The organism is Sphingobium sp. PNB (assembly GCF_019873065.1).
Lineage (GTDB): Bacteria > Pseudomonadota > Alphaproteobacteria > Sphingomonadales > Sphingomonadaceae > Sphingobium > Sphingobium fuliginis.
Genome location: NZ_JAINEZ010000032.1, coordinates 18715 through 31477 on the forward strand (window position 1 = coordinate 18715; position 12763 = coordinate 31477).

The window sequence follows — 12763 nt, forward strand, 5'->3', positions numbered from 1 at the left end:
TTCCTTCTTACTTCGCAGCCGAGCGCGAACGCTCGGACTGAAGGGTCTTGATCTGCGCGATCGACCGGCGGACTTCACGCACGCGGCTGGGCTTTTCCAGCTGGTTGGTGGCCGCCTGGAAGCGCAGGTTGAACTGCTCGCGCTTCAGGTTGTTGAGTTCGGTCGACAGTTCGTCGTCCGTCTTGGTCTTGAGGTCGGCAACGTTCGCCACGGCTTAGCCCTCCAGGTGCGAGGTGTCGCCGAGGCGGGCAACGACCTTGGTCTTGATGGGCAGCTTCATCGCGGCGCGCGAGAAGGCCTCTGCTGCGAGCGGGCCGGGAACGCCGTCCAGTTCGAACAGGATGCGGCCGGGCTTGACGCGGGCCGCCCAATATTCAACCGAACCCTTGCCCTTGCCCTGACGGACTTCGGCGGGCTTCTTCGACACCGGCACGTCGGGGAACACGCGGATCCACAGACGGCCCTGACGGCGAAGGTGACGCTGGATCGCGCGGCGGGCCGCCTCGATCTGGCGGGCGGTGACGCGCTCGGGTTCCAGAGCCTTCAGACCGTAAGCGCCGAAGTTCAGGGCCGAACCGCCCTTGGCGTCGCCCTTGATCCGGCCCTTGAAGGTCTTGCGGAACTTCATTTTCTTCGGTTGCAGCATGACGCTATTACCTTCTTATCTTCAGCGCGCCGGGCGCACGCCGGAGGTCTGAGCCTCCAGCATCAGCCGGTCGGTAGCCATCGGATCGTGACCAAGGATTTCGCCCTTGAAGATCCAGACCTTGATGCCGCAAACGCCATAAGCGGTGTGCGCTTCGGCTTCGGCATAGTCGACATTCGCGCGCAGCGTGTGCAGCGGAACGCGGCCTTCGCGATACCATTCCACGCGGGCGATCTCCGCGCCGCCCAGACGGCCGCCGCAGGTGATCTTGATGCCTTCGGCGCCCAGACGCAGGGCGCTCTGCACCGCCCGCTTCATCGCACGGCGGAACGCCACGCGGCGCTCCAGCTGGTCGGCAATGCCCTGCGCGACGAGCTTGGAGTCGATTTCCGGCTTGCGAATCTCGACGATGTTCAGGCTGACGTCCGAAGAGGTCAGGCTGCCCAGCTTCTTGCGCAGCTTCTCAATGTCCGCGCCCTTCTTGCCGATGATGACACCGGGGCGGGCAGCGTAGATCGACACGCGGCACAGCTTGGCGGGACGCTCTATCACGACCTTGGAGATCGCGGCCTGCGGCAGGTTCTTCATGATGTACTGGCGGATCTTCAGATCCTCCAGCAGCAGGCGGCCATAGTCGGCGCCTTCCGCGAACCAGCGGCTGTCCCAGGTACGGTTGATCTGCAGACGCAGACCGATCGGATTGCTCTTGTGACCCATGTCTCTTACGCCTCCGCTTCTTCAGCTGCTTCGCGAACGACGATGCGCACGCGGCTGAAGGGCTTCAGGATCCGGGTCGACTTGCCGCGGCCGCGAGCGTGGAAGCGCTTCATGGTGAAGCTCTTGCCCACCGATGCTTCCGCGACGACCAGCGAGTCGACGTCCAGATTATGATTGTTTTCCGCATTGGCGATGGCCGAAGCCAGCACCTTGCGCACGTCGACCGCCATCGCCTTCTTCGAGAAGGCGAGGATGTTCAGCGCGTCCTCGACCTTGCGGCCGCGGATGAGCGTGGCGACCAGGTTCAGCTTCTGGGCCGAACCACGGATCTGCGTGCCGACGGCCAGCGCCTCATTGTCGGCGACGCGACGGGGAGCCTTTTCCTTGCTCATTAGCGCTTGCCCTTCTTGTCGGCGGCGTGGCCGGGGAAGTAGCGGGTCGGGGCGAATTCGCCCAGCTTGTGACCCACCATGTCCTCGTTCACCGAGACCGGCACATGCTTGCGGCCGTTATAGACGTTGAACGTCAGGCCGACGAACTGCGGCAGGATGGTGGAACGGCGCGACCAGGTCTTGATCGGACCCGAACGGCCACCGGCGTCCTGCGCCACTTCCGCCTTCTTCAGAAGGCTGAGGTCCACGAACGGACCTTTCCAGACGGAACGAGCCATCTCGCTTACCTCTTCTTCTTCGCGTGGCGGCTACGGATGATGAACTTGTCCGTCGCCTTGTTGTGGCGGGTGCGTGCACCCTTGGTCGGCTTGCCCCAGGGCGTGACCGGATGACGGCCGCCCGAGGTCCGGCCTTCACCGCCGCCATGCGGGTGGTCGACCGGGTTCTTCGCCACACCGCGCGTCAGCGGACGCTTGCCGAGCCAGCGGTTGCGGCCGGCCTTGGCGAGATTGGTGTTGGCGTTGTCCGGGTTCGACACGGCACCGACGGTGCCCATGCAGTCCGAACGGATGTAGCGCTGCTCGCCCGAGGACAGGCGGACCATCACCATGCCACGATCGCGGCCGACGAGCTGGGCGTAGGTGCCCGCCGAACGGCAGAGCTGACCGCCCTTGCCGGGCTTCATCTCGATATTGTGGATGATGGTGCCGACCGGCATCTGGCCGAGTTCCATCGCATTGCCCGGCTTCACGTCGGTCTTCTTGCCCGCGACGACCTTGTCGCCGGGGGCCAGACGCTGCGGCGCCAGGATATAGGCCTGGGTGCCGTCGGGATAGTTGACCAGCGCGATGAAGGCGGTGCGGTTGGGGTCATATTCCAGACGCTCGACCGTGCCCTCGACGTCCCACAGGCGACGCTTGAAGTCGATGATGCGGTAGCGCTGCTTGTGACCGCCGGCGATGCCGCGCGAGGTCACATGACCCTTGTTGTTGCGGCCGCCGGTCTTGCGCTTGCCTTCGGTCAGCGCCTTGACGGGCTTGCCCTTGTGCAGCGCGCTGCGGTCGACGAGGATCAGGCCGCGCTGGGCGGGGCTGGTCGGGTTGTAGCTCTTAAGCGCCATGGTCAGCGCACTCCTTCGGTGATGTCGATCGACTGGCCATCGGCCAGGCGAACGATCGCCTTCTTGACGTCCGAGCGCGTATAGGGCTTGCCCTTCCACTTCTTGGTCTTGCCCTTGGCGACCAGCGTGTTCACGCTCTTGACCGTCACGCCCCAAATGGCTTCGACGGCGGCCTTGATCTCCGGCTTCGACGCATCGTTGGCGACCTTGAAGACCACGGCGTTGTTCTCGGAGAGAAGGGTCGACTTCTCGGTGATGACCGGCGCGACAACGACGTCATAATGACGGTTGTCGACGGTCGCGGCTTCTTTCTTAGCCATTGAAACGGGCCTCCAGCTTTTCGACCGCGGCGCGCGTCAGCACCAGCGAATCCGCCTTAAGGATGTCGTAGACATTGGCGCCGACGGCGGGCAGCAGGTCCACGCCGACGATGTTCGCCGAAGCCTTCGCGAAGCTGACGTTCACCGCGTCGCCGTCGATGAACAGAGCCTTGTTGAGGTTCAGCTTGGCGAGGTGCGCGACCAGAGCCTTGGTCTTGCCTTCCGCCACGTCGAGATTGTCGAGAACGATCAGCGATCCGTCCTTGGCCTTCGACGACAGGGCCATTTTCAGGCCGAGCGCACGAACCTTCTTGTTGAGGTCGTGGCCGAAGGTGCGGGCGCGGGCGCCGTGCGCCTTACCACCGCCGATGAACACGGGCGCCTTGCGGTCGCCGTGACGGGCCGTGCCGCCGCCCTTCTGGCGGCCGAACTTCTTGCCGGTGCGGGCAACATCCGAACGCTCGCGGGTGGCGCGCGCCGGAGCGCGACGCTTTTCGAGCTGCCAGGTGACGACGCGGTGCAGAATGTCGGTGCGGGGTTCGACGCCGAACACGGCATCGTTCAGTTCCACTTCACCGGCGGCTGCGGCATCGAGGGTCTGTACCTTGACCTTCATGATTAGCCCTCCTGGCCTTCGGTCGCTTCGGGAGCGGCCGCTTCTTCAGCGGGCGTTTCGGCCGGAGCGTTGTTGCTGTTGGCAGCCTGCTTCAGGCTCGCCGGATAGGGAGCGTCGGCTGGACGCTTGACCTTGACGGCGTCGCAGACGGTCAGCCAGGTGCCCTTGGCGCCGGGGACGCTGCCCTTGACGAACAGCAGGCCGCGCTCGACGTCCGTGCGGACGATCTCGAGATTCTGCTGGGTCCGCTCGCGGTCACCCATGTGACCGGCCATCTTCTTGTTCTTGAAGACGCGGCCCGGGTCCTGACGGTTACCGGTCGAACCATGGGCACGGTGGCTGATCGAGACGCCGTGGGTGGCGCGCATACCGCCGAAGCCCCAGCGCTTCATGGCGCCGGCGAAACCCTTACCCTGGGTGTGGCCGGCAACGTCGACCAGCTGGCCGGCGATGAAGTGGTCGGCCGCGATCTCGGCGCCGACATCGAGGAGCGCATCCTCGGCAACGCGGAATTCGACCAGGCGCGCTTTCGGCTCCACTTCCGCCTTGGCGAAGTGGCCGCGCTGCGGCTTGGCGACATTCTTGACCTTCGCGACGCCCGCACCGAGCTGAACCGCGACATAGCCGTCGCGATCGGTTTCCTTGCGGGCCACGACCTGATTGCCCTCAAGGGCCAGAACCGTAACCGGAATATGACGTCCGTCCTCCTGGAACAGACGGGTCATCCCGACTTTCTTAGCGATCACGCCTGTGCGCATCACCGATTACTCCCATAGAGGCCCGCCTTAGCAGCGGGCGTATCCAACGAAAAAACCGCTCAGGATTTCTCCCTCGCGGCCCAACCCCAATATAGATCACCCCGTCCGGGTTGGATGCCGACCCCTATTCGGGACCAGCGACGGGGGACCAGGACCACGAGCCCTTTCCGGTTCACCGGAGAGGCCGTGCGGTATCCCTGTGTCTTTTGAGCTTCCGGCCAGCGGAATGCCCGATACCCTGCCCACCTTGCGGGTTGGCAGGGACTTGCCGGCTTCAGGCCAGCTTGATTTCGACGTTCACGCCGGCAGCCAGATCCAGCTTCATCAGCGCGTCGACCGTCTGCGGCGTCGGCTGCACAATGTCAAGCATGCGCTTGTAGGTGCGGACCTCGAACTGCTCGCGCGACTTCTTGTCGATGTGCGGGCCACGGTTGACCGTGAACTTTTCGATGCGCGTCGGAAGGGGAATCGGACCGCGGATAAGGGCGCCGGTGCGGCGGGCGGTGTCGGCGATGTCGCCGGTCGCCTGATCGAGCACGCGATGATCGAACGCCTTGAGGCGAATGCGGATGTTGCTGTCCATTGTTCCTGTACCGATGCGAAAGAGCCAAAACCCGGAGCATTTTCAGAAATCAGCCGGAGCAGCCGATGATTTATGAAAATGCGCCAACCAAAAAATATCCGCCCCGTTCCTTGCCCTTCTAGCTCGATTGGAGCCGGAGAAAGGCGATCCGGGGCGGTAAAAAACTCAGCGGCGCGAATCAGGCGATTCGCGCCGCTGCGGTCCTATATTACTTCGAGATCGTGCCGACAACCCCTGCGCCGACGGTGCGGCCGCCTTCGCGGATGGCGAAGCGGAGACCCGCGTCCATCGCGATCGGGGCGATCAGCTTCACGCCGAGCTTCACGTTATCGCCGGGCATGACCATCTCGGTGCCCTCGGGCAGGATCACTTCGCCGGTCACGTCGGTGGTGCGGAAGTAGAACTGCGGACGATAGTTGGCGAAGAACGGAGTGTGACGGCCGCCTTCTTCCTTCGACAGGACGTAGACTTCCGCGTCGAACTCAGTGTGCGGGGTGATGGTGCCGGGCTTGGCCAGAACCTGACCGCGCTCAACTTCTTCACGGCCCACGCCACGGATCAGCGCGCCGATGTTGTCGCCGGCCTCACCCTGATCGAGCAGCTTGCGGAACATTTCGACGCCGGTCACGGTGGTCTTGCGGGTATCCTTCAGACCGACGATCTCGACTTCCTCGCCAACCTTGACGATGCCGGTCTCGACGCGGCCGGTCACGACGGTGCCGCGACCCGAGATGGAGAACACGTCTTCGATCGGCATCAGGAACGGACGATCGACCGGACGCTCCGGCTGCGGGATGAACGAGTCGACGGCGGCCATCAGCTTCAGAACGGCGTTCTTGCCGATTTCGTCGTTCGAACCGTCAAGAGCCTTGACGGCCGAACCGGGGATGACGGGGATGTTGTCGCCGTCGAAGTCGTAGGACGACAGCAGTTCGCGGATTTCCAGCTCGACCAGTTCCAGGATTTCCGGATCGTCGACGAGGTCGACCTTGTTCATGAACACGACGAGCTGCGGCACGCCGACCTGGCGGGCGAGAAGGATGTGCTCGCGGGTCTGCGGCATCGGGCCGTCGGTGGCCGAAACGACGAGGATCGCGCCGTCCATCTGGGCCGCGCCGGTGATCATGTTCTTGACGTAGTCGGCGTGACCCGGGCAGTCGACGTGCGCGTAGTGACGGGCTTCGGTCTCATATTCGACGTGGGCGGTCGAGATGGTGATGCCGCGCTCGCGCTCTTCGGGCGCCTTGTCGATATTGGCATAGTCGACGAAGGTCGCGCCGCCGGTTTCGGCGAGCACCTTGGTGATCGCCGCGGTCAGCGAGGTCTTGCCATGGTCGACGTGACCGATGGTGCCGATGTTGCAGTGCGGCTTGTTCCGCTCAAACTTAGCCTTAGCCATTTTATCCTACCTTCTAATCAAATCAGCTTTGGTCTGACCGCTCGGCCGCGCCTCGCGAAGGCGCGTCCATAGCAGCAAATTTAGAGAATGCCAGCCCAAAACCGAGCCGCTTGCGCGGCCCGGCCCGGGAAATTCATCAGGCCATCTTCGCCTTGACCTCGTCCGCCACATTCTGCGGCACTTCGTCATAGTGCGAGAAGATCATCGAGTAGTTCGCGCGCCCCTGGGTGAACGAGCGAAGCTGGTTCACATAGCCGAACATGTTGGCCAGCGGGACCATCGCCTCGACCACCTGCGCGTTGCCGCGGCTGTCGGTGCCCTGGATCTGGCCGCGGCGGCTGTTCATGTCGCCGATGACGTCGCCCAGATATTCCTCCGGGGTCACGACCTCGACCTTCATGATCGGTTCAAGCAGCTTGATGCCCGACTTGGCGGCCGCCTCGCGCATGGCGCCGCGGGCGCAGATTTCGAAGGCCAGGGCCGACGAGTCGACGTCGTGATAGGCGCCGTCCGTCAGGTGGACTTCGAAGTCGATGATCGGGAAGCCGATGAGATGACCGGTCTCTGCCGTCTCACGGAAGCCCTTTTCCACCGACGGGATATATTCGCGCGGGATGTTGCCGCCCTTGATCTCGTCGAAGAACTGGTAGCCCGAACCGCGCTCGCCGGGGATGACGGTGACCTTGACGCGGCCGAACTGGCCCGAGCCGCCCGACTGCTTCTTGTGGGTGTAGTCGATGTCGACCTTCTTCGCGAGATATTCGCGATAGGCGACCTGCGGCGCGCCGACATTGGCCTCGACCTTGAACTCGCGCTTCATGCGGTCGACGAGGATTTCGAGGTGCAGTTCGCCCATGCCCTTGATGATGGTCTGGCCCGATTCGTGGTCGGTCGAGACGCGGAAGGACGGGTCCTCGGCGGCCAGGCGGTTGAGCGCGATGCCCATCTTTTCCTGGTCGGCCTTGGTCTTGGGTTCGACCGACAGCTCGATCACCGGCTCGGGGAATTCCATCCGCTCCAGGATGATCGGCTGGCGCTCGGCGCACAGCGTATCGCCGGTGGTGGTTTCCTTGAGGCCCGCCAGGGCGACGATGTCGCCGGCATAGGCGGTGTCGATGTCCTCACGCGAGTTGGCGTGCATGAGGAGCATGCGGCCGATCTTTTCCTTCTTGTCCTTGACCGAGTTCAGATAGCTGCCCTTGGTCAGCGTGCCCGAATAGACGCGCAGGAAGGTGAGCGAACCCACGAACGGGTCGTTCATGATCTTGAACGCCAGACCCGAAAAGGGCGCGTCGTCGGCCGTCTTGCGGCTGTCGGGCTCGTCGGTGTCGGGGTTGATGCCCTGAACGTCGGGAATGTCGAGCGGCGAGGGCAGATAGTCGACCACCGCGTCGAGCAGCGGCTGGACGCCCTTGTTCTTGAACGCCGAACCGCACAGCACCGGCACGAAGGCATGGCCCAGCGTGCCCTTGCGGATCAGCTTCTTGAGCGTGGCGACGTCGGGCAGATTGCCTTCCAGATAGGCTTCCATCGCATCGTCGTCCTGTTCGACGGCGAGCTCGATCAGCTTCTCGCGATATTCGGCGGCCTTGTCCGCAAGGTCGGCCGGAATCTCCTCATAGGAGAATTCGGCGCCCAGATTCTCATCCTTCCAGATGATGGCGCGGTTCTCGACCAGATCGACCAGGCCCTTGAACTCCGATTCCGCGCCGATGGGCAGATAGAGGACGGCCGGGGTCGCGCCCAGACGGTCGATGATCGTCTGCACGCAATAATAGAAGTTGGCGCCGGTGCGGTCGAGCTTGTTGATGAAGCACATCCGCGGAACCTTGTACTTGTCCGCCTGGCGCCACACGGTTTCCGACTGCGGCTCAACGCCGGCGACGCCGTCGAACGCGGCGACCGCGCCGTCGAGCACGCGCAGCGAACGCTCGACTTCGATGGTGAAGTCGACGTGGCCGGGAGTGTCGATGATGTTCAGGCGATGATCGTTCCAGAAGCAGGTCGTCGCAGCCGACGTGATGGTGATCCCACGCTCCTGCTCCTGCTCCATCCAGTCCATGGTGGCGGCGCCGTCATGGACTTCGCCGATCTTGTAGGACTTGCCGGTATAGTAAAGGATACGCTCGGTCGTGGTGGTCTTGCCGGCGTCGATATGCGCCATGATACCGAAATTGCGATAGCGTTCGAGCGGATGGCTGCGGGCCATGATGCTTCTCCGTTGCCGGCGCGCCGGCGGTTGGGGATTCGTTAAATCTGCGCGTGGCCCCTAAACCAATCCGTCCGCCATGGGTAGCCACCCGTGGCGAACGGACCGATTTTTCGAAACCATGAGAGGAAGCGGACGATATGGGCGCCCGCTTCGCCTTTTTCCAGCGCCGGATTACCAGCGATAGTGCGAGAAGGCGCGGTTCGCTTCCGCCATGCGGTGCGTGTCTTCGCGCTTCTTGACGGCATTGCCGCGGTTGTTGGCGGCGTCCAGCAGTTCACCCGACAGGCGGGCGGCCATGGTGGTTTCGCTGCGGTTGCGCGACGCGGTGATCAGCCAGCGGATCGCCAGCGCCTGGGCGCGCTCCGGGCGCACTTCGACGGGGACCTGGTAGGTCGCACCGCCGACGCGGCGGCTGCGGACCTCGATGCCGGGCTTCACATTGTTCAGCGCGTCATGGAACATGGCGATCGGGTCCTTCTTGGACTTCGCCTCGACAGTGTCGAGAGCGCAGTACACGATGGACTCGGCGACGGCCTTCTTGCCGTCCTGCATGATGCTGTTCATGAACTTCGACAGCACGACATCACCGAATTTGGGATCGGGCAGGATGACGCGCTTTTCGGGGCGACGACGACGTGACATATTACTGGTCTCCCCTTACTTCGGACGCTTGGCGCCGTACTTCGAACGGCTCTGCTTGCGGTCCTTGACGCCCTGGGTATCCAGAACGCCGCGCAGCACGTGATAGCGCACACCGGGAAGGTCGCGCACGCGGCCGCCGCGGATCAGCACGACGCTGTGCTCCTGAAGGTTGTGGCCTTCACCCGGAATGTAGGTGATGACTTCGCGCTGGTTGACCAGGCGCACCTTCGCCACCTTGCGGAGAGCCGAGTTCGGCTTCTTCGGGGTCGTCGTGTAGACACGGGTGCAAACGCCGCGCTTCTGCGGGTTCGCTTCCATTGCAGGGACCTTCGACTTGGTCTTCTGCAGTTCGCGGCCCTTGCGGACCAGCTGGTTGATCGTTGGCATGAAGCCCTTCACCTTTTTCAGTTACTTTACCGCATGCATTCCCGCGTTCCTTGCGGCCTGGAAAACGAATCGCCTCCAAACAGCAAAGGCTCCGGCGGAAACCCGCCCGGAGCCGCAAGAGCACCGGCAATGTTCAGCTCTGATGCCCTGAGAACCGGGGTTCGGCGCGAACGAATCCGTCCATTCCGGCCTTTGGGCAGGCGCGCCTATAGCCATGTGGCGGCCGCCGGTCAAGAACAGGCCCGACGGTCTGCTCCGTCCCGATCCGACGTGGCGGGACGGCAGGAGATGACGCCTTTCTATCCGGCGCCGCAGAGTCCGGCGAGGCCGGTTTGCGAAGGGCGGAGAGCGCCGGCAAAAATTTCGCGGGGGACCGGAACCCTTTGCCCGGTTCCACGTTTCACCCCGTTCATCTTTCGACTCGTCACGACTCCGCTCCCCCGGATTCGCGCGACTCGATTCCTTTTGTTAGCGCCCCGTTCACTAAAGAAGCATGCGGGGTCGCAATTGTCGCAATGGAGCAAGATGGGGGCAGCCGCCCTCTGGGCCGGCATGACCGCCCGGTGTTCGAAGCTGTGCCCGGAACGGGAGATTTTCCTGCGCTCCGGCGGCCAGGTGAAGTTCATCCGTATTTCGCGCAGGGCGCAGCTCGCCACGGTCGGCCTGCTCTCTTCCGCCTTGATCGGTGGGCTTGGGCTATCCCTGTCCATGGCCGCCAACAACGCGGAGATCGAGCAGGAGCGCGCCGCCCTCGCCGCCCGTGACAAGGCCGTTGCCCACAGCGCCAGCCAGGTCGAGCGCTACCGCAAGTCGGTCGACCAGCTCGCGCAGGAGTTGCAGGAACGCCAGGATTTCATGGACGACCTCTACCGCACGCATTTCGGTCAGGAGGGCGCGGCCCCGGCGGGCGATGTGGTCGGCAAGGCCGACAGCGGAACCAGGAACGGCACGTCCAAGCTCGACACCAAGATCAGCGTCGCGCCCGAAGCGGCGCCGTTGTTCCGGATCGACGCGCGGCAGCGCCGTTTTGCCGCCCTGCTGACCGACGCCGTCCGGCATCGTGCCGACAAGGCAGCCGCCGCGATCCGCAGCTTCGGCCTCAATCCCGACAGCCTCGCCCGCACGGCGGCCCGCGCGCAGGGCGGCCCCTTCGTGCCATGGGAAGGGCAGGACGTCCTGCCGGACGAGTTCGAAAAGCTCGCCCAGGCGCTGTCCCGCATGGAATTTCTGGAAGGGAGCCTGCTCGCCATCCCCTCAGGCAAGCCCACGGCGACGCCGATGCTGAGCAGCAGCTATGGCTACCGGAGCGATCCGTTCAACGGCCATGCGGCCTTTCACGCGGGTCTGGATTTCCCCGGCAGCATGGGCCAGCCGATCCTGGCGGCCGCATCGGGCAAGGTCAGCTTCGTGGGCCAGCGCAGCGGCTATGGCAATGTGGTCGAGGTCACCCATGGCAATGGCATCCTGACCCGATATGCCCATCTTTCAGGCTTCAGCGCGCGGGTCGGCCAGCAGGTGGCGCGCGGCGACGCCATTGCGCGGATGGGATCGACGGGCCGCTCCACGGGGCCGCATCTTCATTTCGAGGTGCGGGTGAACGGCAATGCCATCAATCCCCGCCGCTTCCTGGAGGCGCGCAAGGATATCCTCCAGATCCAGCAGATCGCCACCGCGCGTCTGGCGGATGTCGGCGGCCGCGGTTAGCGCTTTTGCTTTCGGCTGATCCGGATTTCCAGCCCCACCTGATTCGCGCGCCCTGCCTGTCGGGGGTTCATCTGCCCCAAAAGGAAAAGGGGCCGGAAACCCGACCCCTTCCCTTGCATTCGTAACGGTCGAACCGATCAGCGCTTCGAGAACTGGAAGCTGCGGCGGGCCTTGGCCTTGCCGTACTTCTTGCGCTCGACGGCGCGGCTGTCGCGGGTCAGGAAGCCTTCGGCCTTGACCGCGCTGCGCAGCGCCGGCTCGTACTTGGCGAGCGCCTGGGCGATGCCGTGCTTGACTGCGCCGGCCTGGCCGGACAGGCCGCCGCCCTTGACGGTGGCGATCACGTCATACTGACCTTCGCGCTCGGTGACGCCGAAGGGCTGGTTGATCACCAGACGCAGGGTCGGGCGGGCGAAGTAGATTTCCTGATCGCGGCCGTTGACCGTGATCTTGCCGGTGCCGGGCTTCACCCAGACGCGGGCGACGGCATCCTTGCGGCGGCCGGTCGCATAGGCGCGGCCGAGGCTGTCGATTTCCTGGGCGCGCAGCGGAGCCGAGGGCTGGACCGGAGCGATCGGCGCGTCGGCGGCGACGGTTTCGGCAGCGGCCGGAGCGTTGGCGGTCAGCGACGCGAGGTCGGACAGGGACTGGCGGTTATCGGACATTATGCACCCACCTTGTTCTTGCGGTTGCGCGACGCGAAGTCGAGCACTTCGGGGTTCTGCGCGGCGTGCGGATGTTCGGCGCCGGCGAAGATGCGCAGGTTGCGCATCTGCTGACGGCCCAGCGGACCGCGGGGGATCATGCGCTCGACGGCCTTTTCCAGGACGCGTTCGGGGAAACGGCCTTCCAGAACCTTCTGGGGGGTGGTTTCCTTGATGCCGCCGGCATAGCCGGTGTGCTTGTAATAGACCTTGTCGGTCAGCTTGCGGCCGGTGAACTTCACCTTTTCCGCGTTGATGATGATGACATTGTCACCGCAATCGACATGGGGGGTGAAGCTCGGCTTGTGCTTGCCGCGCAGGATGTTCGCGACGGTCGAGGCGAGGCGGCCGACGACGAGGCCTTCCGCGTCGATCAGGACCCACTTCTTTTCGACCGTGGCCGGGGTCGCCGGCTTGGTGGTCTTCATCAGCGCCTTCATGGTGCCAATACTCCAAGAATGAAACAGTGAATTGAAGGCTGTTTCCAGCTTTCGGAAGATGCGCGCTAATGACGGGTGGAAGGGCGCAAGTCAAGAGATTCGGCGGCTTTGCTGACAGGTAAA

Annotated in this window: 17 protein-coding genes; 1 reads left to right on the forward strand and 16 read right to left on the reverse strand. The window is 64.1% G+C overall.

From position 1 onward, the window contains the following. Nucleotides 1-7 precede the first annotated feature (7 nt). The 14 genes from rpmC to rpsL all read right to left on the reverse strand — a co-directional run bounded on the left by rpmC (nt 8) and on the right by rpsL (nt 9792). The gene (gene rpmC, locus K7W03_RS12630; protein ID WP_013847759.1) at nt 8-211 is read right to left on the reverse strand and encodes a 50S ribosomal protein L29; all 204 of its coding nucleotides are present in this window, start codon (nt 209-211) and stop codon (nt 8-10) included. A 3-nt stretch (nt 212-214) separates the two neighbouring features. Next, nucleotides 215-646 (reverse strand): 50S ribosomal protein L16, encoded by a 432-nt coding sequence (rplP, locus tag K7W03_RS12635; RefSeq protein WP_007686573.1) that lies wholly within the window; start codon nt 644-646, stop codon nt 215-217. 21 nt (nt 647-667) lie between these two features. Continuing rightward, nucleotides 668-1363 carry a 30S ribosomal protein S3 gene (rpsC, locus tag K7W03_RS12640; protein ID WP_021239758.1) on the reverse strand — a complete coding sequence of 232 codons (696 nt, stop codon included), beginning with the start codon at nt 1361-1363 and terminating at the stop codon, nt 668-670. Between the two features lie 5 nt (nt 1364-1368). Next, nucleotides 1369-1755 carry a 50S ribosomal protein L22 gene (gene rplV / locus K7W03_RS12645; protein WP_025547267.1) on the reverse strand — a complete coding sequence of 129 codons (387 nt, stop codon included), beginning with the start codon at nt 1753-1755 and terminating at the stop codon, nt 1369-1371. Next, nucleotides 1755-2033: a 30S ribosomal protein S19 gene (gene rpsS, locus K7W03_RS12650; protein WP_007686576.1), complete on the reverse strand. Its 279-nt coding sequence runs from the start codon at nt 2031-2033 to the stop codon at nt 1755-1757. Before rpsS ends, rplV begins: the two co-directional genes overlap by 1 nt. Nucleotides 2034-2038: 5 nt before the next feature. After that, a complete protein-coding gene (gene rplB, locus K7W03_RS12655) occupies nt 2039-2875 on the reverse strand; it encodes a 50S ribosomal protein L2 (protein WP_007686579.1) in 837 nt (278 codons plus the stop codon). Between the two features lie 2 nt (nt 2876-2877). Next, complete coding sequence (locus K7W03_RS12660; protein ID WP_007686581.1) at nt 2878-3195, reverse strand: 50S ribosomal protein L23; 318 nt, start codon at nt 3193-3195, stop codon at nt 2878-2880. After that, entirely contained in the window at nt 3188-3811 is a 624-nt protein-coding gene (gene rplD, locus K7W03_RS12665; RefSeq protein WP_025547264.1) for a 50S ribosomal protein L4, read from the reverse strand. Before rplD ends, K7W03_RS12660 begins: the two co-directional genes overlap by 8 nt. A 2-nt stretch (nt 3812-3813) precedes the next feature. After that, the gene (gene rplC / locus K7W03_RS12670; RefSeq protein WP_025547262.1) at nt 3814-4569 is read right to left on the reverse strand and encodes a 50S ribosomal protein L3; all 756 of its coding nucleotides are present in this window, start codon (nt 4567-4569) and stop codon (nt 3814-3816) included. 274 nt (nt 4570-4843) lie between these two features. Beyond that, nucleotides 4844-5152, reverse strand: a complete 309-nt coding sequence (gene rpsJ / locus K7W03_RS12675) for a 30S ribosomal protein S10 (protein WP_007686587.1) — start codon at nt 5150-5152, stop codon at nt 4844-4846. Between the two features lie 208 nt (nt 5153-5360). Next, the gene (gene tuf / locus K7W03_RS12680) at nt 5361-6551 is read right to left on the reverse strand and encodes an elongation factor Tu (RefSeq protein WP_025547259.1); all 1191 of its coding nucleotides are present in this window, start codon (nt 6549-6551) and stop codon (nt 5361-5363) included. Between the two features lie 136 nt (nt 6552-6687). Next, on the reverse strand, nt 6688-8760 hold the full coding sequence (gene fusA / locus K7W03_RS12685; protein WP_222886485.1) for an elongation factor G: 2073 nt from the start codon (nt 8758-8760) through the stop codon (nt 6688-6690). A 174-nt stretch (nt 8761-8934) separates the two neighbouring features. Continuing rightward, a complete protein-coding gene (gene rpsG, locus K7W03_RS12690) occupies nt 8935-9405 on the reverse strand; it encodes a 30S ribosomal protein S7 (RefSeq protein WP_222886486.1) in 471 nt (156 codons plus the stop codon). Between the two features lie 15 nt (nt 9406-9420). Beyond that, on the reverse strand, nt 9421-9792 hold the full coding sequence (gene rpsL, locus K7W03_RS12695) for a 30S ribosomal protein S12 (RefSeq protein WP_007686591.1): 372 nt from the start codon (nt 9790-9792) through the stop codon (nt 9421-9423). A gap of 525 nt (nt 9793-10317) precedes the next feature. Between rpsL and K7W03_RS12700 the strand changes: the two genes are divergently transcribed. Beyond that, nucleotides 10318-11496: a M23 family metallopeptidase gene (locus K7W03_RS12700; RefSeq protein ID WP_222886487.1), complete on the forward strand. Its 1179-nt coding sequence runs from the start codon at nt 10318-10320 to the stop codon at nt 11494-11496. 137 nt (nt 11497-11633) lie between these two features. Here the strand turns inward: K7W03_RS12700 and rpsI are convergent, their stop codons facing one another. Continuing rightward, nucleotides 11634-12161, reverse strand: a complete 528-nt coding sequence (rpsI, locus tag K7W03_RS12705; protein ID WP_044661332.1) for a 30S ribosomal protein S9 — start codon at nt 12159-12161, stop codon at nt 11634-11636. Then, on the reverse strand, nt 12161-12640 hold the full coding sequence (rplM, locus tag K7W03_RS12710; protein ID WP_007686594.1) for a 50S ribosomal protein L13: 480 nt from the start codon (nt 12638-12640) through the stop codon (nt 12161-12163). The genes rpsI and rplM overlap by 1 nt, the downstream gene beginning before the upstream one ends. Nucleotides 12641-12763: the final 123 nt, after the last annotated feature.

Bases quoted from the DNA above. Each gene is read 5' to 3' on its own strand.
- rplC (WP_025547262.1), bottom strand. From the start codon at position 4,569: ATGCGCACAGGCGTGATCGCTAAGAAAGTCGGGATGACCCGTCTGTTC.
- fusA (WP_222886485.1), bottom strand. From the start codon at position 8,760: ATGGCCCGCAGCCATCCGCTCGAACGCTATCGCAATTTCGGTATCATG.
- rplD (WP_025547264.1), bottom strand. From the start codon at position 3,811: ATGAAGGTCAAGGTACAGACCCTCGATGCCGCAGCCGCCGGTGAAGTG.
- rpsJ (WP_007686587.1), bottom strand. From the start codon at position 5,152: ATGGACAGCAACATCCGCATTCGCCTCAAGGCGTTCGATCATCGCGTG.
- rplB (WP_007686579.1), bottom strand. From the start codon at position 2,875: ATGGCGCTTAAGAGCTACAACCCGACCAGCCCCGCCCAGCGCGGCCTG.
- rpsC (WP_021239758.1), bottom strand. From the start codon at position 1,363: ATGGGTCACAAGAGCAATCCGATCGGTCTGCGTCTGCAGATCAACCGT.
- rpsG (WP_222886486.1), bottom strand. From the start codon at position 9,405: ATGTCACGTCGTCGTCGCCCCGAAAAGCGCGTCATCCTGCCCGATCCC.
- tuf (WP_025547259.1), bottom strand. From the start codon at position 6,551: ATGGCTAAGGCTAAGTTTGAGCGGAACAAGCCGCACTGCAACATCGGC.
- rpsI (WP_044661332.1), bottom strand. From the start codon at position 12,161: ATGTCCGATAACCGCCAGTCCCTGTCCGACCTCGCGTCGCTGACCGCC.
- rpsL (WP_007686591.1), bottom strand. From the start codon at position 9,792: ATGCCAACGATCAACCAGCTGGTCCGCAAGGGCCGCGAACTGCAGAAG.
- K7W03_RS12660 (WP_007686581.1), bottom strand. From the start codon at position 3,195: ATGGCTAAGAAAGAAGCCGCGACCGTCGACAACCGTCATTATGACGTC.
- rplP (WP_007686573.1), bottom strand. From the start codon at position 646: ATGCTGCAACCGAAGAAAATGAAGTTCCGCAAGACCTTCAAGGGCCGG.
- rpsS (WP_007686576.1), bottom strand. From the start codon at position 2,033: ATGGCTCGTTCCGTCTGGAAAGGTCCGTTCGTGGACCTCAGCCTTCTG.
- rplM (WP_007686594.1), bottom strand. From the start codon at position 12,640: ATGAAGGCGCTGATGAAGACCACCAAGCCGGCGACCCCGGCCACGGTC.
- K7W03_RS12700 (WP_222886487.1), top strand. From the start codon at position 10,318: ATGGGGGCAGCCGCCCTCTGGGCCGGCATGACCGCCCGGTGTTCGAAG.
- rplV (WP_025547267.1), bottom strand. From the start codon at position 1,755: ATGAGCAAGGAAAAGGCTCCCCGTCGCGTCGCCGACAATGAGGCGCTG.